Annotated in this window: 22 protein-coding genes; 13 read left to right on the top strand and 9 right to left on the bottom strand. The window is 61.8% G+C overall.

Annotated features, from left to right (window positions below; translation table 11 throughout):
* Entirely contained in the window at nucleotides 1–774 is a 774-nt protein-coding gene (locus tag ACN0SO_RS22795) for a DUF4198 domain-containing protein (protein WP_417681431.1), read from the bottom strand.
* A gap of 133 nt (nucleotides 775–907) precedes the next feature.
* Between ACN0SO_RS22795 and nikR the strand changes: the two genes are divergently transcribed.
* On the top strand, nucleotides 908–1,381 hold the full coding sequence (nikR, locus tag ACN0SO_RS22790) for a nickel-responsive transcriptional regulator NikR (protein WP_417681429.1): 474 nt from the start codon (nucleotides 908–910) through the stop codon (nucleotides 1,379–1,381).
* A gap of 131 nt (nucleotides 1,382–1,512) precedes the next feature.
* Here the strand turns inward: nikR and ACN0SO_RS22785 are convergent, their stop codons facing one another.
* Entirely contained in the window at nucleotides 1,513–2,112 is a 600-nt protein-coding gene (locus ACN0SO_RS22785) for a TetR/AcrR family transcriptional regulator (RefSeq protein WP_417681427.1), read from the bottom strand.
* 92 nt (nucleotides 2,113–2,204) lie between these two features.
* Here ACN0SO_RS22785 and ACN0SO_RS22780 point away from each other — a divergent pair, with 92 nt between their 5' ends.
* The gene (locus ACN0SO_RS22780) at nucleotides 2,205–2,996 is read left to right on the top strand and encodes a crotonase/enoyl-CoA hydratase family protein (protein WP_417681425.1); all 792 of its coding nucleotides are present in this window, start codon (nucleotides 2,205–2,207) and stop codon (nucleotides 2,994–2,996) included.
* 104 nt (nucleotides 2,997–3,100) lie between these two features.
* Here ACN0SO_RS22780 and ACN0SO_RS22775 read toward each other — a convergent pair whose 3' ends face one another.
* Both ACN0SO_RS22775 and ACN0SO_RS22770 read right to left on the bottom strand, forming a co-directional pair.
* Nucleotides 3,101–3,718 (bottom strand): PilZ domain-containing protein, encoded by a 618-nt coding sequence (locus tag ACN0SO_RS22775; protein ID WP_417681423.1) that lies wholly within the window; start codon nucleotides 3,716–3,718, stop codon nucleotides 3,101–3,103.
* 86 nt (nucleotides 3,719–3,804) lie between these two features.
* Nucleotides 3,805–4,131, bottom strand: a complete 327-nt coding sequence (locus ACN0SO_RS22770; protein ID WP_417681421.1) for a hypothetical protein — start codon at nucleotides 4,129–4,131, stop codon at nucleotides 3,805–3,807.
* Between the two features lie 684 nt (nucleotides 4,132–4,815).
* Here ACN0SO_RS22770 and ACN0SO_RS22765 point away from each other — a divergent pair.
* The 7 genes from ACN0SO_RS22765 to ACN0SO_RS22735 all read left to right on the top strand — a co-directional run bounded on the left by ACN0SO_RS22765 (nucleotide 4,816) and on the right by ACN0SO_RS22735 (nucleotide 12,249).
* On the top strand, nucleotides 4,816–6,387 hold the full coding sequence (locus ACN0SO_RS22765) for an ABC transporter substrate-binding protein (RefSeq protein WP_417681419.1): 1,572 nt from the start codon (nucleotides 4,816–4,818) through the stop codon (nucleotides 6,385–6,387).
* A gap of 67 nt (nucleotides 6,388–6,454) precedes the next feature.
* The gene (locus ACN0SO_RS22760) at nucleotides 6,455–7,465 is read left to right on the top strand and encodes an ABC transporter ATP-binding protein (protein WP_417681417.1); all 1,011 of its coding nucleotides are present in this window, start codon (nucleotides 6,455–6,457) and stop codon (nucleotides 7,463–7,465) included.
* Nucleotides 7,466–7,542: 77 nt separating this feature from the next.
* Nucleotides 7,543–8,502 carry an ABC transporter ATP-binding protein gene (locus ACN0SO_RS22755; RefSeq protein WP_417681415.1) on the top strand — a complete coding sequence of 320 codons (960 nt, stop codon included), beginning with the start codon at nucleotides 7,543–7,545 and terminating at the stop codon, nucleotides 8,500–8,502.
* Nucleotides 8,499–9,440 carry an ABC transporter permease gene (locus ACN0SO_RS22750; protein ID WP_417681413.1) on the top strand — a complete coding sequence of 314 codons (942 nt, stop codon included), beginning with the start codon at nucleotides 8,499–8,501 and terminating at the stop codon, nucleotides 9,438–9,440. The genes ACN0SO_RS22755 and ACN0SO_RS22750 overlap by 4 nt, the downstream gene beginning before the upstream one ends.
* Nucleotides 9,437–10,333, top strand: coding sequence for an ABC transporter permease (locus tag ACN0SO_RS22745; RefSeq protein WP_417681411.1), 897 nt, complete (start codon nucleotides 9,437–9,439; stop codon nucleotides 10,331–10,333). Before ACN0SO_RS22750 ends, ACN0SO_RS22745 begins: the two co-directional genes overlap by 4 nt.
* A gap of 24 nt (nucleotides 10,334–10,357) precedes the next feature.
* Complete coding sequence (locus ACN0SO_RS22740; RefSeq protein ID WP_417681409.1) at nucleotides 10,358–11,320, top strand: sugar phosphate isomerase/epimerase family protein; 963 nt, start codon at nucleotides 10,358–10,360, stop codon at nucleotides 11,318–11,320.
* Nucleotides 11,320–12,249, top strand: coding sequence for a sugar phosphate isomerase/epimerase family protein (locus ACN0SO_RS22735; protein WP_417681407.1), 930 nt, complete (start codon nucleotides 11,320–11,322; stop codon nucleotides 12,247–12,249). The genes ACN0SO_RS22740 and ACN0SO_RS22735 overlap by 1 nt, the downstream gene beginning before the upstream one ends.
* 204 nt (nucleotides 12,250–12,453) lie before the next feature.
* Here the strand turns inward: ACN0SO_RS22735 and ACN0SO_RS22730 are convergent, their stop codons facing one another.
* The gene (locus ACN0SO_RS22730) at nucleotides 12,454–12,813 is read right to left on the bottom strand and encodes a hypothetical protein (protein WP_417681405.1); all 360 of its coding nucleotides are present in this window, start codon (nucleotides 12,811–12,813) and stop codon (nucleotides 12,454–12,456) included.
* A gap of 11 nt (nucleotides 12,814–12,824) precedes the next feature.
* Complete coding sequence (locus ACN0SO_RS22725; protein WP_417681403.1) at nucleotides 12,825–13,877, bottom strand: DUF4424 domain-containing protein; 1,053 nt, start codon at nucleotides 13,875–13,877, stop codon at nucleotides 12,825–12,827.
* A 139-nt stretch (nucleotides 13,878–14,016) separates the two neighbouring features.
* On the opposite strand from ACN0SO_RS22725, the gene ACN0SO_RS22720 reads away from it, so the two are divergent.
* A complete protein-coding gene (locus ACN0SO_RS22720; RefSeq protein ID WP_417681401.1) occupies nucleotides 14,017–14,544 on the top strand; it encodes a L,D-transpeptidase family protein in 528 nt (175 codons plus the stop codon).
* Nucleotides 14,545–14,560: 16 nt separating this feature from the next.
* Entirely contained in the window at nucleotides 14,561–15,118 is a 558-nt protein-coding gene (locus tag ACN0SO_RS22715) for a hypothetical protein (RefSeq protein WP_417681399.1), read from the top strand.
* 84 nt (nucleotides 15,119–15,202) lie between these two features.
* On the opposite strand, the gene ACN0SO_RS22710 is transcribed toward ACN0SO_RS22715, so the two are convergent.
* From ACN0SO_RS22710 to ACN0SO_RS22700, 3 genes are all read right to left on the bottom strand, one after another.
* Entirely contained in the window at nucleotides 15,203–15,691 is a 489-nt protein-coding gene (locus ACN0SO_RS22710; RefSeq protein WP_417681397.1) for a YHS domain-containing (seleno)protein, read from the bottom strand.
* Nucleotides 15,692–16,028: 337 nt separating this feature from the next.
* Entirely contained in the window at nucleotides 16,029–16,628 is a 600-nt protein-coding gene (locus ACN0SO_RS22705; protein WP_417681395.1) for a TetR/AcrR family transcriptional regulator, read from the bottom strand.
* The gene (locus tag ACN0SO_RS22700; RefSeq protein ID WP_417681393.1) at nucleotides 16,621–16,956 is read right to left on the bottom strand and encodes a darcynin family protein; all 336 of its coding nucleotides are present in this window, start codon (nucleotides 16,954–16,956) and stop codon (nucleotides 16,621–16,623) included. The genes ACN0SO_RS22705 and ACN0SO_RS22700 overlap by 8 nt, the downstream gene beginning before the upstream one ends.
* A 164-nt stretch (nucleotides 16,957–17,120) precedes the next feature.
* Between ACN0SO_RS22700 and gatC the strand changes: the two genes are divergently transcribed.
* Nucleotides 17,121–17,408 (top strand): Asp-tRNA(Asn)/Glu-tRNA(Gln) amidotransferase subunit GatC, encoded by a 288-nt coding sequence (gatC, locus tag ACN0SO_RS22695; protein WP_417681391.1) that lies wholly within the window; start codon nucleotides 17,121–17,123, stop codon nucleotides 17,406–17,408.
* 66 nt (nucleotides 17,409–17,474) lie between these two features.
* Complete coding sequence (gatA, locus tag ACN0SO_RS22690; RefSeq protein ID WP_417681389.1) at nucleotides 17,475–18,950, top strand: Asp-tRNA(Asn)/Glu-tRNA(Gln) amidotransferase subunit GatA; 1,476 nt, start codon at nucleotides 17,475–17,477, stop codon at nucleotides 18,948–18,950.
* The last annotated feature ends 19 nt before the right edge of the window (nucleotides 18,951–18,969 follow it).

The raw sequence follows: 18,969 nt of genomic DNA, 5'->3' as shown, positions 1-18,969 counted from the left end.
TCAGTTCCCGGCCATCGAGGTGGTTTTGACCCACATGAGGGCGCCGAGTTCCACCGGTACGTCCTTGCCGTCCGGAGAGGTCATGGTCTCGTCGCCTTCTAGCAAGGCTGCGAAGCCCCACCAGCCCGCGCGCGGCATGGCATAGGTGAAGGTGCCGTTTGCATCGGCCTTGATCACCTGGGTGATGAAGGCGTCGTTGGGGGCTTTCACCGAGCCGTCATTGACGAATTCCACTTCAATTTCGGCGAAGGGCGTGGGCTTGCCGTCCTTCAGCACGACGCCGGAAAAGACGTTGCCGGTCCAGATGCCGGTGGGCCGGGTCAGCGGCCGGATTTCCACCGGCAGCCCGACCAGCTCGTCCCAGCCTTCGCCCGAGGCGTAGCTGTCGACGACCACCTTGGAATAATGGACAATGTATTTGCCTTCCGCCGGCTCCCAATAGGGCTGCGGCTCGACGTAGAAGATTGCGGCGCCCGGTTCGGCGAGTTCGTAATCCACGGTCCAGGTGCTCTTGCCGTCAATCGGCTGTTCGGTGAGGGCCGGCAGCAGGTCGACCGTCTTGCCGCCGCTCAGGACGCCCATCTTCGCCGGTTTTTTCATCTCCATCACCGGGCCGCCTTCGAACGGATGGGTGAAAACGAAATCGAGCGTCACCTTGCCGCCTTCCGGCAGGACGTTCGCCGAGGGGATGATCTCCTGAAAGTGCGCCATAGCCGGAGCGGCGAGGGCGGTGAGAGATGCAATAACGGCTGCCGGCAGGCGGGCGGAACGCATGGATGACTCCTCATAGTATGAATTTCATTGTAAAAAATCATACTCAATGGTGCGGTGCAACCGGTATTTCGAATTCATTCCACTTTTCAATCGTGTACCCCGGCGTTACCCTGTTCGCAGGTCAGGAGGATGCATGCAACGGATCACGATCACGATCGACGACGAGCTTGCCGCCGAACTCGATGCCCACATGTCCGCCATCGGCGCATCGGGCCGGTCGGAGGCGATCCGCGACCTTGTGCGGCGTGGTTTGGCGACCATTCCGCAGGAAACGGAAGACGCCGGTTGTTTCGGTGTCATCAGCTGTGCCATCGACCAGTCGGTGCGCAACCTCGCCGCCCGAGTGCCGCAAAGCCGACTCGACCGGCACGACCAGACGGTCGCGGCCCTTTCCGTTCCGATCGATCATTCCACGTCCGTCGATGTGACGGTGATGCGCGGGCGGGTGTCCGATGTCACCTCCTTTGCGGAGGCGCTTTTTCTGGAACGCGGCGTGATGCACGGCTCTCTCGGCCTGATCCCCGTGGCCGAAGACAAGGTCACCCACGTCCACAACGAAGGGCCGCCCCACGAACACACCCACCTGAAGGTGCGCAGCAGCTTTTGAAATAAGCCGTCAGACGCACCGGCAACGATGGCCTCGACACGACGGGGGAGGTTGCTGGTGGCTGGAGCGATCGTTCGAGCGAACAGCGGCGAAGACCTGCCCGGAACCCGATTCAGACTTTGCCCGGTCCATCAATCCGGCGATGGTTGCCGTTGCTCCATGAGCTTCGCGGCAACGAGCGCCTTTGCCGCACGGCCGGCTTCTTCGGCGTAAGCCGGATCACGGTGAACGAGCATGGTCGAGAATGCGCCATCCATCAGCAATACCACCTGTCGGGCGAGACTTTCCGGATCCCCGATGTCCACTTGCGCGTATTGACCGGCAAGCCAGCTCTCGAACCGCTTCTTGTGATCCGCACCGATTTTCATGGCCGGGTGACCAGGCAAATTGGCGAGTTCCCCGGCCGTGCGCAGAAAACCGCAGCCTTTCCACTTGGGATGGCGGGCTGAATTGGCGACTTGCAGGAAAATCGATTCCGTCTTGTCTGCCACACTTCCAACCGCGGCCCCGAACCATTTTTCGTAGAGCTTCAGGTTCGGCTGATCCCGGGATGTCAGGTATTCGGCGACGAGGTCGTCCTTGCTCTTGAAATGATAATAGAGGGTGTTCTTGGTGACGCCCGCCTTTTCGGCAATCGCATCCACGCTGACAGCGCGAATTCCCTCGCCGTAGAACAGCCGGCTCGCGGCATCGACAATCTTCTCTCTGGCAGGCTTTTTGGCAACGGTCATGGTCCAGGCGTCCGTGTATGTATACTGACCAGTCAGTTTGGTTCGATCCTGTCTTCGGCTAGCGTTCCTGTCAACCAAACAGGAGACCTGAGATGAAAGACAATGTGTTGATCGAGCGGAACGAACGAATTGCGGTTCTGACGCTCAACCGGCCTCAGAAACTGAACGCCCTTGACTATGCAACGAACGACCGGTTGCTGGAGCTGCTGGACGAAATCGAGGCTGATGACGCGATCGGCGCCGTTGTTCTGACCGGCGCCGGGGACCGCGCCTTTTCGGCAGGCGGCGATATCCATGAATTCACGGAAAGCATAAAACGGGGAACGGAAGAGGCGGTGCGCGAGTTCTGCCGCCGCGGGCAGCGGATGACGGCGCGCATCGAAGCCTTCGGGAAACCGGTCATCGTGGCCGTCAACGGCATTGCCTTCGGAGGCGGGTGCGAGATCACCGAGGCGGCGCATCTGGCCGTGGCGTCCGAAAGCGCGATTTTTGCCAAACCTGAGATCAACATCGGAATTCCGCCAACTTTTGGCGGGACGCAGCGCCTTCCACGCCTTGCGGGCAGAAAACGCGCGCTGGAGCTCTTGTTGACGGGCGACACATTTGGTCCGGAGCGGGCCTATGAGCTGGGATTGGTGAACAAGGTCGTCCCGAGCGACCAGCTCATGCCTGCAGCGTTTGAGCTGGCGGACCGTATCCTTCGTCACTCGCCGCTGGCGGCGGCCCGTATCATCACGGCCGTTACACGCGGCATCAACACCACGATTGAAGAAGGGTTGCTCATCGAACGCGAACAGTTTGCCCGCATGTGTGCCACACAGGACGTGCGCGAAGGGCTTGATGCATGGATCGCCCGTCGCAAGCCTGTTTACGTGGGAGGCTAGGGGCAGATATCAGGAAAGAGATCTTGTCGGCGGCGTTGCTGCCGGCAGGATCGACCTTGATCGGAATGAGCATCGGGGCGGCCAGGAGGGTAAAAGTTTCCGCCTTAGCGGACGCCGAATGCGCCGCCTCTTCCCCTTCTGCGCGCCATTTCTGCGGCCTGATCCTCGGGCTTTATGCGCTCGTTCGGGGCTTTGGACTCAGGATTCTCGGAAAATGGCCAGTTCAGGCTGACACCGGCGAATTCACCTGAACGCCAGACGATGGTTCCGACAAGAGGCATGTCCAGTTTCGGAATCGAGATTTCGATTTCATCCGGCAGTTTATGGAGCTGGTCACTCTCAAGCCGGCAGCCGGACTTGCTGGCATCGACAATGTGGCAACGCAGGGTTTCCCGGCCGACACGGCTGCAGACCACGGCGGTGATCAGGACCCGGCGCCGGGGCTCCCTGCGTTTTTCGACCGGCTCACTCTTTTCGGAAGAAAACGATACCTGTGCCTCGTTTCCCGAATGCGAGACGATCTTTCCGCGCAGCATCGTCTTGACGTCATTCAGACGAAGGCCGATTTCATCCTTGAGCAGATGCACCTGTTCGCAAACGACCGTGCAGCCTTTTTCGGTCAGCCCGTAGACTTTCGCCTCGACGCAGGACAGCTTGTCCAGATCGACCACCAGCGCAGGTGCTGCGTCCGTCTGCGCTCCCGCAACCATCAGCTCTTGCAACGCCCTATCCTCCACGACATCCCTGTAAAATATTACAGGCACAACCATGAAATGCAGGTTAATGCTTGGTCGGTTGTGGCGGCTCTCTAAACGGCGCTGGGCGTGTCTTGCCGCTTTCCCGTGCGCTCCAGCCTGCCAATTCGCCGCTTCAGCTTCCGGATCAGGAAAATGTCGCGCAAAGCGGATGCAACCAAAGCGAGACCGGAGCTGAAAATGAGACAGAAGAGGATCAAACCAACGGGCAGGACCTGATCGTAGACCAGCGTGTCCACATGGCTGTCGATCCCTTCGTGGCCGACATAGAACCGGTTGCGGAAGATATCACTCAAGCTGCTGAGGTGCGTATCGCCGTATTTAAGGAAGCGGAAGACAATGAGCAGGGTGAAAATCACCCCAAAGGCCGCGAGCGTCACGCCGAAGGTGCGAACCGCAAATCGTATTGCGCTTCCGCCATACCTGCGCACCCGCCTCAGGATGCCTCTGCTTCGCGGGTTCAGCCCAAGGTACAGCACAAGGCGACAAGTCCAGAGCGGGACCGACAGGACGAGCAGCAAAACCCCAATGAATGAAAACGTCACGGCGACCTCATGGCGTTGTGGCGGGCCCGGTGCAGCCGCGCCGATCGGACAACTTTATAACTTGGCAGGACGGGAAAGAAAATTGCGGGTGCTCCAACGAGCCGGACGGGTTTCCGTTTCCTCGTGAAGTCGGATGAATGAAAGAAAATGTTTTGTTCGGAGATACTTCAGGTTTTGTCCGTTACCGCGCCGTCATACTCCGGGGACAGCCTGTCCTGGATCCGGACCGGGATGTGACGTCGATCCGGGTGTGTTTATTGGCTCGTCACAATTTCAGCTCTATCCCGTGACACCGGACCGGGTGTCTTGTCTCCAAATAAGAAAAGCAGAACGGATCTGAAAAATAATCAGATCCGTTATTTGTATTTATGCAATTAAAATTGGTGTATTTCCAGAAAATACAACTGTTATATTTATGAAATATTATATTTATGGAATTGTCATGCCTGTTACATCTGTTTGACAATTATCGTCCCTAGACAGTGCAGGTCTTTTACCTTGCAACAGGGGATTCCTCCCATGCGCATTTTTAAAAAGGCGCTTGCGGCCGCTGCCATTGCCCTCGGGCTTGCAGCGCCGGCATTCGCCGCAGATGACCGTCCCGACATCGTCGTGGCCGTGAATGGCCTTCCGGGCAGCCTGGAATCCATCGAAGAGATGGGCAACGTGGCTGTCCGCATCACTTATTCCATGTTCGATTCGCTGATCCGTCGCGACTTCCTCGCGAATGACGGCGGCTCCTCGTCCAAACTGGTGCCGAGCATCGCGGAGAGCTGGACCAAGATCGACGACCGCACCATGGAACTGAAGCTCCGCGAAGGCATCAAGTTCCACAACGGTGAGGAACTGACCTCCGACGACGTGGTTTTCTCGCTCAATCCCGGCCGCGGTCACGGTTACAACCCGCTGGTCGGCGCCGCCCGCCGGTTCATGCTGACCCTGTCCCATGTCGAGCCGATCGACAAATACACCGTGCGCATCGTCTCCAAGGAGCCGGACGTGCTGCTCGATCAGCGTCTCGCCGGCTATGCCATGTGGATCGTCAACGCCAAGGAATACATGCTCAAGGGCAAGGAGTATTTCGCGCGCCATCCGGTCGGCACGGGTCCCTACAAGATGGATGAATGGGTCGACGGCGAATATGTCCGCCTCGTCGCTCATGACGACTATTTCGGCGGCAAGCCGACGGCCAAGTCGATCACCTTCAAGGTGGTTCCGGAAGTCTCCGCCCGTATCGCCGGTCTCGTTTCGGGCGAATACGACATCATCGTCAACGTTCCGCCGGATCAGGTTCCGGTGCTGAAAGGCTACAAGGACGTGAAGGTGTCGTCGGTCGTTCTCGACAACACCCACATGCTGGTGTTCTTCAACAACGGTCCGCTCAAGGACAAGCGCGTCCGTCAGGCCCTGTCGCTCTCCATCGACCGCGCCCTGCTGCGCGAAGCCCTGTGGGAGAACAAGAACTTCACGCCGAACGGCCATCAGTTGCCGTCCTACGTGATGTACATCAAGGACTATCCGGAATTCGAATACAATCCGGACAAGGCCCGCGAACTCCTCAAGGAGGCCGGCTACAACGGCGAGGAGATCGTCTACAAGCTGCCGCTCAACTACTACCTGCTGTCGATGGAAGCCGCACAGGCCATGCAGCAGATGTGGAAGGACGTCGGACTGAACGTGAAGCTGGAGCCGGTGGAAAACTGGAGCCAGGTGACCGACAAGAACGGCACGGTGAACATCCGTCCGTGGTCCAACACACACCGCATGCCGGATCCGATCGGCTCCTTCGTGCCGCAGTGGGGCAAGGACTCCGAAGTCCAGAACAACAAGGACGTTGAAGCCCGCTCCTGGAAGGCGCCGGCCGAGTTCAACGAGCTGCAGGACACCATCGTGTCGGCCACCGACATGGAAGTCCGTCAGGATGCCTACCGCAAGGCACTGGACATCTGGATGGACGAGGCTCCGGGCACCATGCTGTACAACCCGCTGGAAACCTACGCCATGAAGGCGAGCGTCCACTGGCGGCCGGTGTCGCTCTACTACATGGACTTCCGTCCGTACAATCTGACGATCGACGGCAAGACCAACTGATCCGACGGGCCACGGCGGGGTTCTCCCCGCCGTGGCCCTTCTTTTTCATGCAAACGAAATATACCCCATGACCGCAGCGCATCCGACCGCCCCGCTTCTGAGTGTCGACAGCCTGGCCGTTTCCATCAAGACCCGTGAGGGCGGTACCGTGCTGCCTGTCCGTGAGGCGACGTTTTCCATCGCGCCGGGGGAGACGATGGCCCTGGTCGGCGAATCCGGCTGCGGCAAATCCATGACCTGCCTGGCAATCTCCGGCCTATTGCCGAAGCGCGGGCGGGTGTCCTCAGGCTCCGCCGTGCTCGACGGCACCGACCTTGCCGGCCTCGATCAGAAGGCCATGCGCGAGATGCGACGCAAGAAGATCGCGTTTGTCTTTCAGGACGCGACCAACGGGCTTAATCCGGTGAAGACCGTCGGCTGGCAGATCGCCGAGGCGGTGATGCTGCGCGAGGGCGCGTCGCGCAAGGCTGCGCGCGAGCGCACGCTCGACCTGCTGGCCCGGGTTGGCATGCCCGACCCCAGGGCACGGGCGAAAGAATTTCCCCATCAGCTTTCCGGCGGCATGAACCAGCGCGCGATGATCGCGCTGGCGGTTGCCGGTAGTCCGAGGCTGCTGATCGCCGACGAGGCGACCACGGCATTGGACGTGACCATCCAGGCGCAAATCCTGGCGCTGATCGACGACCTGCGCCGGGAGTTCGGCATGGCGGTGATCTTCGTTACCCACGATCTGGGGCTGGTCGCCGAAATGGCCGACAAGGTGGCGGTGATGTACGCGGGTAGGGTGGTGGAATCGGCCTCCGTCGCCGATCTCTTCGCCCGGCCGGATCATCCCTATACCGCCGGCCTGCTCGGCTCCCTGCCAAGGGTGGACGAGCGCCGCAGCGAACTGCAGGTGATCCCCGGCCAGGTGCCGCCGATCAACGCCATGCCGCAAGGGTGTTCCTTCGCCCCGCGCTGTCCGCGTGCCAGCGAAGTCTGCCGTAGCGAACGCCCGCTTCTGGAACCCCACCCGATCGAACCGTCGCAAGCCCGCGTGCTTGCCTGCCACAAACCTGTCGAAAGGGCGGTTGCATGACCCTGTCCGTTCTTGCCCAAACACCTTCGCGGGCACCTTCTCGGGCGCCTGAGCCCGAACCCGCGCATGAAGCCTTTTTGACGTTGGACAAGGTGGAACGTGCCTTCGTCTACCGTCGTGCGACGCTCACCAGACCGGCGAAGAGCTTCAATGCGGTCGACGGCGTGTCGTTGTCCCTGAAGAAAGGCGAGACGCTGGCCGTGGTCGGCGAATCCGGTTGCGGAAAATCGACCCTCGGCCGACTGGCCTCCGGTCTGATGCGACCGACCGGAGGCCGCGTCAATCTCGATGGCATCTCTTTCGGCGACCTCTCCGCCGACGGTTGGCGGGACAGCCGCACCCGGGTTCAGGTCATTTTCCAGGACGCGGCCGGTTCGCTCGATCCGCGCCTGCCTGTCGAGGTTCAGGTGCGCGAGCCGCTCGACTTGCACAATGTCGGCACCCGCGAGGAACGCCGTCGCAGGACGGAGGAGATGCTGAGAGCGGTCAAGCTCGGCCGGCATCTCTGGAAGGCGGTTCCGGGCGAATTGTCCGGCGGCCAGCAGCAGCGGGTCGTGATCGCCCGCGCCCTGATCCTGGAGCCGGGCCTTCTCATCTGCGACGAACCGGTGTCGGCTCTGGACGTGTCGATCCAGGCGCAGATCATATCCCTGCTCGCCGACATGCGCGCGCGGCTCGGCCTGACCATGATCTTCATCTCCCACGACCTTGCCGTGGTGCGCCAGATCGCCGATCGGGTGGCGGTGATGTATCTTGGTCAGATCGTGGAGGAGGGGCCGATCGAACGGCTGTTCTCCGCACCGATGCATCCCTACACCAGGGCGCTGCTTGCCGCCGTACCGGTCCCCGATCCGGCGGTGAAGCGGGCAAAACAGATTCTCATGGGTGATCCGCCGAGCCCGCATGCGCCGCCTTCCGGCTGTCGGTTCCATACCCGCTGCCCGATCGCTACCGAGCGCTGCGGGAAAGAAACGCCGGAGATGCGGATCTTCGGTCCGGTTCATGTCGCCTGTCACCACGCGGAGGATCGGTCATGACGTTCACCTATGCGCTGTGGAAGGTTCTGCGGGCCGTGCTGACCATGTGGCTGGTGGTGACCTTCGTCTTCTTCGTCCTGCGGCTGACCGGCGATCCGGTCGCCCAGCTTTTGCCGGACGACATCGACCAGAACACCATCGACTATTACCGCCGCCTGTGGGGCCTCGACCAGCCGATCCTGGTCCAGTACTGGCGCTATTTCGAGGCGTTGTTCCACGGTGACCTGGGCATTTCCTTTCGTGACAACCAGGATGCCCTGGGGCTGGTGCTCGACCGGTTGCCGAAGACCGCATTGCTCGGCTTTTCCGCGCTCGGTTTCGCAATTGCCTTCGGCCTTCCGCTCGGCATCATCGCGGCGCTGAAGAAGGACTCGCTGATCGACCGGGTCGTCATGAGCTTTGCCGTTTTCGGCTTTTCCATGCCGAATTTCTTCCTCGGTATTCTGCTGATCCTTGGGTTTTCGCTGTACCTGCGCGTACTGCCGTCTTCTGGCTCCGATACCTGGCTGCACCTGATCATGCCCGCTCTGACGCTGAGCAGCACCATGGGCGCGCAGATCGCCCGCTACACGCGTTCGGCCATGATCGACGTGATGAACAAGCCCTACATGCGTACGGCGGAATCCAAGGGGGCGGGCACCACCCGCCGGCTCTACCTGCACGCGCTGCCGAATGCGTCGATCCCGATCATCACAATCATCGGGTTGAAGATCGGCGAGCTGATCGGCTGGGCCGTGGTGGTGGAAAACGTCTTCGCCTGGCCAGGGATCGGCCGGCTTCTGACCCATGCGGTCGCCATGCGGGATCTCGCCGTCGTGCAATGCATCCTGATGATGATCGCAATCACCATGGTCACCGCCAACCTGACCGTCGACCTGATCTACGGCTGGCTCGATCCGCGGGTCCGGGTCGGAGCCGCGCGGGAGAGACTGCAATGACCCTCGCCACCACCGACGTCATTCGCCCGGAAGCGGGCTTCGCGGGGCGCTTCCTCTTGGGGTTCCGCAAGGTGCCAGGAAGTGTGATCGTGGCCATCACCGTGCTGGCGCTGGTCGCCATCGTAACCGTCTTCGCTCGCGGTCTCCTGCCTTACGACTTCGACCAGATGGACCTGCGTGCCCGGCTTGCCCCTCCTATGCCGCTTGAAGGGTCGACGCTCGCCCACCCGCTGGGCACGGACAAGCTCGGCCGCGACGTGCTCTCAAGGCTGCTGATCGCCACCCAGACCTCGATCCTGCTGTCGCTGCTCGGCACCATCATCGGCGCTGTCATCGGCACCTTCCTCGGCTTCGTAGCCGCGCATTTCGGCCGCTGGGTGGACGAGGGGATTTCGACCCTGGTCGATTTCCAGGCCGCCATGCCCTGGTTCATCATCGCGCTCGCCGTGCTCGCCTTCATGGGCAATTCCATGGTGGTGTTCCTGTTCCTGCTCGGGATGTACGGCTGGGAGCGCTATGCCCGCATCACCCGGGGACTGGTGCTTGCGGCCCGCGAGGAAGGCTATGCGCGCGCCGTTCACGCGCTCGGCGGCCGGTCCTGGACCATCTATCTGCGCCACGTCCTGCCCAATATCCTGTCGCCGCTGATCGTGCAGCTCACCATCAGCTTTCCCGAAACGATCCTGTTCGAGACCTCGCTGTCATTCCTCGGCCTGGGTATTCGCCCGCCGATGACCTCGCTCGGGCAGATGCTCGGCGACGGCCGGGACTACCTGGTCTCCGCCTGGTGGCTCGCGGTCATTCCCGGGATCATGATCTTCCTCACCACCCTGTCCATGTCGATCTTCGGCGACTGGCTGCGGACCCGCTTCGACCCCTCCCTTCAGGACTAACTTCTTCACCAGAGGAAAAACAAAATGACGACGAAAACCTGTATCGCCTCCGGCCTCAACACAAGCTTTCTGCCGGGCAGCGACATGACGGCGCTCGCCCAGGTGCTGGACACTTACGAGACCTATGACATGAGCCATGTGGAGATCACCTCCCGCCGGCTGGACGTGATCATGGGCGGCCGGATCATCGAGGAGCGGGCCAAGGCGGCAGAAGACGTGCTGGCCGGGCGCAAGATCAACTACGTGCTCCACGCGGACCACGCGATCAATCTCATGAACCTGCCCGACCTGGAAATGCACCGCGCGACCGCCGCTGCTTCCGTGGAACTTTGCCGCCGTTACGGCATGACCTCCATGGTGATGCATTCCGGCAATGCGCCGAAGGATGTGTGGGCCGAGTCCCGCGACAAGCTGCTCGAAATCGAGCGCGAGGAACTGAAGCGCCTGGGCGACCTTGCCGCCGGGGCCGGCGTGCAGATTGCCGTTGAGAACCTGATCGCCGATCCGAGCGGCAACCGGGTCGAATCCGGTGCCGATCCGCGTCCGCTCGCCGAGCAGATCGCCGCCGTCAACCATCCGGCCATTGGCGGCTGTCTCGACTTCGGTCACGCCTTCCTTTCGGCGCCGGTGCTCGGCTTCGATTTCGTCGAGGCCATTGCCGAGTTCTCCGGCCAGGTCTGGCACCTGCACCTGCACGACAATTTCGGCATTCCGGACCGCAAGACCAACGGTGACGAGGGCTCGCGCATTTCGCTGGGCATCGGCGATCTGCACCTGCCCATGGGCTGGGGCACGATCCCGTGGCGCGAGCTGCTGCCGAAGATGGATTTCCGGAAAGGCACCTACGCGATGATCGAATTGCGCGGCCGCTACCGGGAAGTGGAAGACAAGGTCGCCGCCACCGCAAAGATCTTCGCCGACTATTGGAACGGCGACGTTTCCCTCGACGATGCGCTTGCGGCCGCCCAGTCACCGGAGAAGATGTGATGCTGTCGCGGGTCACCCATACCGGTTTCAACGCCGCTCATTTCGGTATGCATGGCGATCTTGCTGCACTCGACCGGCGCCTATCGGAGCAGGTCGAGCTCGGTGCGGAGGTGTGTGAGTTGAACGCGGTGCGGCTCGATGGGGTTTCCGGCTGCCGGCTGATGCCGCAGCGGATTTCGGAGCTGAAGACCGTACTCGCGCGCCATGTCCTCCGTTACACGCTGCACGGGCCGATCGCGGTCAACCTGATGGACGAACCTCATCTCGACCTGCAGGTCCGCGCGGCCGAGGCCACCCTGGAGCTGGCCTCGGAATGCCAGGCGAACATCGTCGTCTTTCATCCGGGCCGGGTACACCCGGCGCTCTGGGTGGACCAGTCACGCGGACTGCTGGCGCGGGAGCGGGAGACGCTTGTCAAACTCGCCGACCGGGCCCAGGCGCTGGGCGTGAAGATCGCCTATGAAAACATGAGCCCGAACCGGCGGATCATTGCGGGCACGGAAACCTCCTACGCGCTCGATCTGGTGGCCCTGGCCGACCAGGTCGCGGCCATAGGGCATCCGGCGTTGGTCGCCTGTCTCGACGTCAGCCATGCCCAGCAGGGCGCGGGGCTCCAGGGGTTCGACATGTACGAACAGGCGGAACAACTAGCGCCGCACGTCGGCCATATCCACTTCTCCGATTCCACCGGCGTGCCTTCCACGATCCTTTGGGAGGATGAAGGCGAACGGCTGTTCTTCGGCATCGGCGACATGCACGCCCCTCCCAGCTTCGGCGCCATCGACTTCGACCGGCTGGCGAAGCTCCTGCGCATCCAGGAGAACACGGCCATCGTGATCGAGCTACGGGCGAACCACTACGGCCACAGCCGGGAACAGACGCTGGCAGCGGCCAAGGCGTTTGCGGAGACGGTGAATGCGCTGAATTGAGGCTGCTCCGGGGGCGATGTGCAGGCCGTTCAAGCCGGCGCCCTCCCTCGATTTTCATCCCGGACGAACGTCGGTGAGACCCGGGAACCGGTATTCGGAAAGGCTGGTCGTTTGAGCGGAGGGGGCACGGCGTACTGGCCCCCCCTCCGCTTGCGCTCCGACCGGGATGACAGCCACGGGTGAGGCTACACTGTGCGTTCGCCTTCAGTCGCCCTCCCGAAGCATGATCGAGCCAATCAACCCGTCAAGCCGCCCCGTTTGCCATTCCGGAAAATTGTCCGGAGATATCCGGGACCCGTCTTTCAGGAAGTAGAAACACACCGTGACGCGATCCTGATCGCCGAAATCCTCTTTGTATCTGGGGCGCATCGCGACGGAGTTTATTGTTTCAGTACCCGACAGAAACTCGCTGCATTTCGCGAAGAGGGTCGGGCGTCCATCAACGTCGCCGGCGCCCGTGATGATTCCGGTCAGAACATTCTGGCCGGCCTCGGCTTCAAAGTCCCAAGGCTCGCTGATCAACGCTTCGAACCTTTTTCCGACTTCCTGAAATGTCTTTTCCATCTATCAACCAACTACTGCAGCCAATGCGGCTCCAGGATCAGGATCTGCAGGTTGCGCTCAGGCCAGAAGTCGGTCTTTTCCACCCGGAACTGTGTCGGTGCGATCTTTTTCACACCGTCCATGCAGAAACTGGTCAGGTTTTCCGGCGCGCCCTTGTCGACGGTGAGGGTGAAATGGCGGATGAAGCCGGACCAGTTGGCGCCGGTCGTCAGCACATATTCCAGGCGGGCTTCAGAGAAAATGAAATTGTCCGATCCCGCGCGGGCACGAGCCTTTTGCACAGCCCGAACGAAACCGTCGTCCACGCAGAAACGTTCGGCATAGCGGCGCTGTTCTTCAGTGCTTTCGAAGGACTCGCCAATGGAGGTCTGGGCCGAGCCTCCGACCGATGGCTGGTAGCGATGTTCGATGACGATCTCGCGACCAGCCGGGAAGGTCTGCTTCCAGTAATAGGTGGTGCGGGCCGTCCAGCGTGGCTGGATTCCTGAACTATAGGGCCGGGCGGGGCCGATGTTCGGATCGTCGATCATGCCGTTTTCGTAAAGCTCGCGCCGGGTCTCCTCCGGCAGATTTGCCAGAAGCTCCGGCAGGGCCGGGTCATGCGGGGCGAGCGGCAGGCCGAGGCTTTCGAGCAGGGCCGTGCGGTCGACGCCCAGCGTCTCTGCCCGCTGTTCCACCTGCATGGCGACGGGCCGACCGTCCACCTTCGTCTCAAAAGCCAGAAAGTTTCGATCTGCGCCAGGTACGGGAATAACGAAATTATCCTCGTCCGACGGTGCGCGAATGTCAGGCAACGGGAAGGCCACCAGCGTGGTGACGTCTTCCTTGGAGCGGTTCAGAAAATGATAGGTGACGCGGATTTCCGCAGTCGAAACATACAAGTCCTCGGAGCGCATTTCGATGGCGTCGTTGCGTGCCAGCACAAGCCCGCCGGCCGCAAGATATGCAGACGAATCATTGGCGGCGGCGGGCGGAGCGGCCCAAAGGCAGGTGAACAGGACGCCTGCTACGGCGAGGGAGGGGTACCGGTGTGCGCGTCCCGTCCGGGAGGAGCTGCCTTTCATGGGGGTCTCCAGCTTGTGCTGTCAGGTTCAAAGTAGCTGCTTGTGGGCAGGTGGCCTTGACATACCGCAAAGCAGTTCGCCCAATCGCAGCTTACCGGTAAATTGTTTGCAGGTGTATGCCGGAGTGGGCTCGGTGGCGATGGGGAAGACACTTGTCACACTGGTTTTGGCGGTCGTCGCCGTGATCTTCGGTCTGGCCGCCTGTGATCGCATTTGGCCGGAGGCAGCCCTGAAGGCGGGCGCACGGGCGGACAGGATCGTGGTTTACAAGAATGAACGGGTATTGGAGCTGATGGCCGGCGATGTCACGCTCAAGCGTTACACGATCTCGCTCGGCCGGGAGCCGGTCGGGGCGAAGCAGCGGGAGGGCGACGGGCGGACCCCGGAAGGCCGATACCGGATCGACTACCGCAATCCGGCCAGCGGCTATCATCTGGCGCTGCATATTTCCTATCCGGATGCGAAGGACCGTGCCCGTGCCCGCAATGCCGGCGTATCGCCGGGCGGCGACATCATGATCCACGGCATGCGCAACGGTTATAGCTGGATCGGTCCGCTGCACCGTCTGGTCGACTGGACCAACGGCTGTATCGCGGTAACCGATACGGAAATGGACGAAATCTGGCGGGCAGTCGCCAACGGGACAGAGATCGAGATACGGCCATGATCCAGGAGGCTTCGTCATGAACACCGCCACTGCCAAAGGGCCTTCGGGCAATGGTCGACGGTCGGTCCTGGAGGTCCTGGGCATCTGGCTGGCCGGCTGGCTTGGGGGAGGCTTGGCCGGAAGCCTCCTGTTTGCCGAAATCCTTCATCGTGGAGCCCTGATGCGCGGGGTGCATCTGCCGGGGATCGCCTTCAGCCCGTCCGCGGGATCTGTGTCCGACGCCTTCATCACCGGCATCGACCCGTCAGGCGTGTTGTTCTGGGGCGAATGCGGGTTGGCTGGCGGTTTGCTCTTGGCGCTGGTGCACCTGGTCCTGCTGCAGAGAAGGCCGGTTGCCGGATGGGTGGGCAGCACTCTTGCGGCTCTGGTCTTGGGCTTCGGCATTGCCCTGGTGATCAATCTGGGTGGGGTGGGCCTGCTGCCGCTTTTCGGCGGGCTCAGCGGCGCCCTGTACGGTGTGTTTGCCGGCGGAGCCTCGGGCAGACGGCTGCGGGCCATGGGTGTGAGCGCGCTGCTGTGGTTTGCTGTTGCCCTGACGTCCCTGTTGCCGCTCTGGCTCTATATTTCCGCTTGAGCGGGATCTTTCGCTCGTCGTGCCCCTGTCTCGGTTGCTGATGGTGCGGTACGAGGCAGGGGCAGATCGCGTTAGGCCGTCGTCCTAGCGGACGATCGGTTCCTTCAGGTCTTCCGGCTTCTTGTCCTTGATGATTTCCCAGTTGAGGGTGGCATCGTGGATGATTTCTTCCGTTTCTGCTTCGAAGCGTTTCTGCACGGCCTTGCTGTTGTTCAGATAAAGCTTGCCGTCGACGATCTTCCAGGCCTCGGGTACGACCGGCACCTTGAAGCCCTTGCTGGCGCCGAAGGCGCAGAAACCGCCGTACTGGGGGGCGTATTTCGCAGGATCTGCAGCGAAGAGATCCCGGTTGTGGGCAGAGGCGAATTTCCAGGTGACGCCGTCATAGGTGGTGGTGAATTCGTCGGACCCCTTGACCGGCTTTCCTTCGGTGAAATAGGCGACCGGGTCGGTGCCGCCGATGGCCGCACCATGATCGACGTAAGTGGTGATCTCGTCGGCGGTGGCCGCGGTCGCAAGCACCGTGATCGACAGGGCCAAGGCGCCCAGGCTTGCCTTCAATGAATGGAACATGTTGCTGTCTCTCCCTGAACTGCCGACGGAAACGGTGCCGCCTTCGGTTGCGCTCATCGTGGTTGATTTGGACCTGTCTGGCAAAGCCAGGCCACATCCTCCGGCGTCATCCCGGGCGAACGTCAGTGAGACGCGGGATCCAGTATTCCGAGAGGCCGGTTGCTTGAGCCGGGAGGACGCAGATTACTGGATCCCTGCCTTCGCAGGGATGACAACGGAGGGTGGGGCTGGCTTTGTCCTTCCCTCGTCATCACTTCCCGGTCAAACGGCCTGCAATCAACCGCGATTGCTTGTCCACAGATGCAATCCATGGAGGCAAATTGCCAATCAAGAGTGTTCACGGAACCGGCACAGGCGCGCGAGGCGGGGTGAGGCCGAGGACGAGCTGGATGGCGGTTTCGATGTCGGCGTCCGTCACCCTTTGCCCACGGATGTGGAGCTTGAAGTAGATCAGCCCGAGCAGGAGATCGATCCGGGTTTCCATATGGGCTTCGAAGGGCGTGGCAATGAAGATCTGGCGCAGGATCAGCCGTCTTGCGTCTTCCGCTTCGGTTAAAACAGCGTCCAGTTCCGGATGCTTGCGTAAAGGCACCAGCGCGCGGATGGCATCGCCGAGCGGCGTGTCCTGCAGGGCGGAGACGGTGTTGCCAAGGCAGATGCGTAAATCCTGGGCGACGCTGCCGCGCTGGGGCGGGGCGGGATTGGCCTCGGCAAGCGCGTGCCGGATGGCGTCTGCGATCAGCGCCGGCTTATCGGCCCAGCGCCGGTAGACCGCCTGCTTGCTGGTCTTCGCCCGGGCCGCCAGACGGGCAATCGTCGTGGCCTCGTAACCGTTTAGCGAAAGTTCCTGCAAGGCTGATTCAAGCAGGGCGCGGGTAACCCGCGCCTCCTGTGGCCGGCCCGCTTCGGATGGAGTTCCAGGCGCGTTTTCAGGCAATGGCTTCTTCATAATCGACGAAGCCGTTTTCGATGCCAAGCGACACGTCCGTGATCCGGGCGAAGGGTTTGCTGAAGACCGCCGTGTCCCTCAGTTCCTCCCACAGGTGGTGATAGGCGCGCATGTCGGTGAAGCGGCAGACGGTAAAATCGGTGTGCTTGCCGGACAAGGCATCGGCGTCGAACCACTCGAAGGAGACATTCTCGTGCCTGTCGACAATGGCGCCGATTTCCGCGGCGTATTCGCGCCGTTCCGGACGGGTGAGGGCGAGCCAGGCTGGCTCGATGGCGAGATAGACAATGGCCATCATGGGAAGCGGGTTTGACATGGGATTCTCAATTACGGTTACTATTGGTACCGGAATATCGGATTTTTTATGTCGAAAGCAAGTCCGGCTCTTGCCGTCAGCAGATTTTTTGCCGAAAGACATAGCCAACACCGGCCTTTTGGCCGGGCTCGACTTCAAAACAATCCAACAGGAACGGAGACGACATGTCCGTCGATACCCAAACGGTGAAAAAGGTCGCGCGGCTGGCGCGGATCAAGGTGAGCGACGCGGACGCGGAGCGCATGACCGGTGAACTGAACGCCATTCTGGGCTTCGTGGAGCAGCTCGACGAGGTGAATATCGACGGCGTGGAGCCGCTGACCTCCGTGGTCGAGCAGACCATGAAGAAGCGTCAGGACGGGGTCACCGACGGCGGCTACGCCAATGACATCATCGCCAACGCGCCGGCCTCGGAAGACAATTTCTTCATGGTGCCGAAAGTCGTCGAGTAAGGACGAACGTCCGCCTGCTTCCGTTTTCCGTTCAAGGCCGTATCAGGCCCAATCAAAGATATTTGCATGACCGACCTGACCAGACTGACCATTGCCGAGGCCCGGGAAGGGCTGAAGAACAAGGATTACACCTCGAGCGAGCTGACCGAGGCGTTCCTGACGAACATCGAAGCGGCGAACCCGTCGCTCAACGCCTATGTGGCGGTCACCGCCGACAAGGCGCGCGAGATGGCGAAAGCGTCCGACGAGAAGCTCGCCAAGGGCGAGGGCGGGGCGCTGGAAGGCATTCCGCTCGGCATCAAGGACTTGTTCGCCACCAAGGGCGTGCATACCCAGGCCTGCAGCCACATTCTCGACGGTTTCAAGCCGGTCTATGAATCCACCGTCACCTCGAACCTGTGGGCCGACGGCGCGGTGATGCTGGGCAAGCTCAACATGGACGAGTTCGCCATGGGTTCGTCCAACGAGACCTCCTATTACGGTAATGTGGTCAACCCCTGGCGCAAGGAAGGGTCCAACGCGGCCCTGGTGCCGGGCGGCTCGTCCGGCGGCTCGGCTGCGGCCGTCGCCGCGCGCCTGTGCATGGGGGCGACCGCCACCGACACCGGCGGCTCGATCCGCCAGCCGGCCGCACTGACCGGTACCGTCGGCATCAAGCCGACCTACGGCCGCTGTTCGCGCTGGGGCATTGTCGCCTTCGCCTCGTCCCTCGACCAGGCCGGCCCGATCGCCCACACCGTGCGCGACAGCGCCATCCTCCTGAAATCCATGGCCTCCGTGGACGCCAAGGACACCACGTCGGTGGAAATCGACGTGCCGGACTATGAAGCCGCCATCGGCAAGTCGGTGAAGGGCCTGAAGATCGGCATTCCGAAGGAATACCGGGTCGACGGCATGCCGGCGGAGATCGAGGAGCTGTGGCAGAAGGGCATCCAGTGGCTGAAGGATGCGGGCGCGGAGATCGTCGACATTTCCCTGCCGCATACCAAATACGCCCTGCCGGCCTATTACATCGTCGCACCCGCGGAAGCCTCGTCCAACCTCGCCCGCTACGACGGCGTGCGCTACGGCCTGCGCGTGCCGGGCAAGGACATCGTGGAGATGTATGAGAACACCCGTGCGGAAGGCTTCGGCGCGGAGGTGCAGCGACGCATCCTGATCGGCACCTATGTGCTGTCGGCCGGCTATTACGATGCCTATTACCTGAAGGCGCAGAAGGTGCGCACCCTGATCAAGCGCGACTTCGATCTGGCCTGGGAAAACGGCGTCGACGCCATTCTGACCCCGACCACGCCGGACGCCGCCTTCGCGCCGGGCGAGATCACCGATCCGGTGACCATGTACCTGAACGACATCTTCACCGTGACCGTGAACATGGCCGGCCTGCCGGGCATCTCCGTCCCCGCCGGCCTCAACAAGTCCGGCCTGCCGCTCGGCCTCCAGCTCATCGGCAAGCCGTTCGACGAGGCGACCCTGTTCCAGGTGGGCTCGGTGATCGAAGAGGCTGCCGGATCGTTCGAGGCGGAGACCTGGTGGAAGTAAGGGCTTTTCCCGGACGGTA

It is taken from the genome of Roseibium sp. (assembly GCF_048260565.1).
Lineage (GTDB): Bacteria > Pseudomonadota > Alphaproteobacteria > Rhizobiales > Stappiaceae > Roseibium.
The sequence above is the reverse complement of the archived record's forward strand: the minus strand, read 5'-3'. Positions and strand labels throughout refer to the sequence as shown.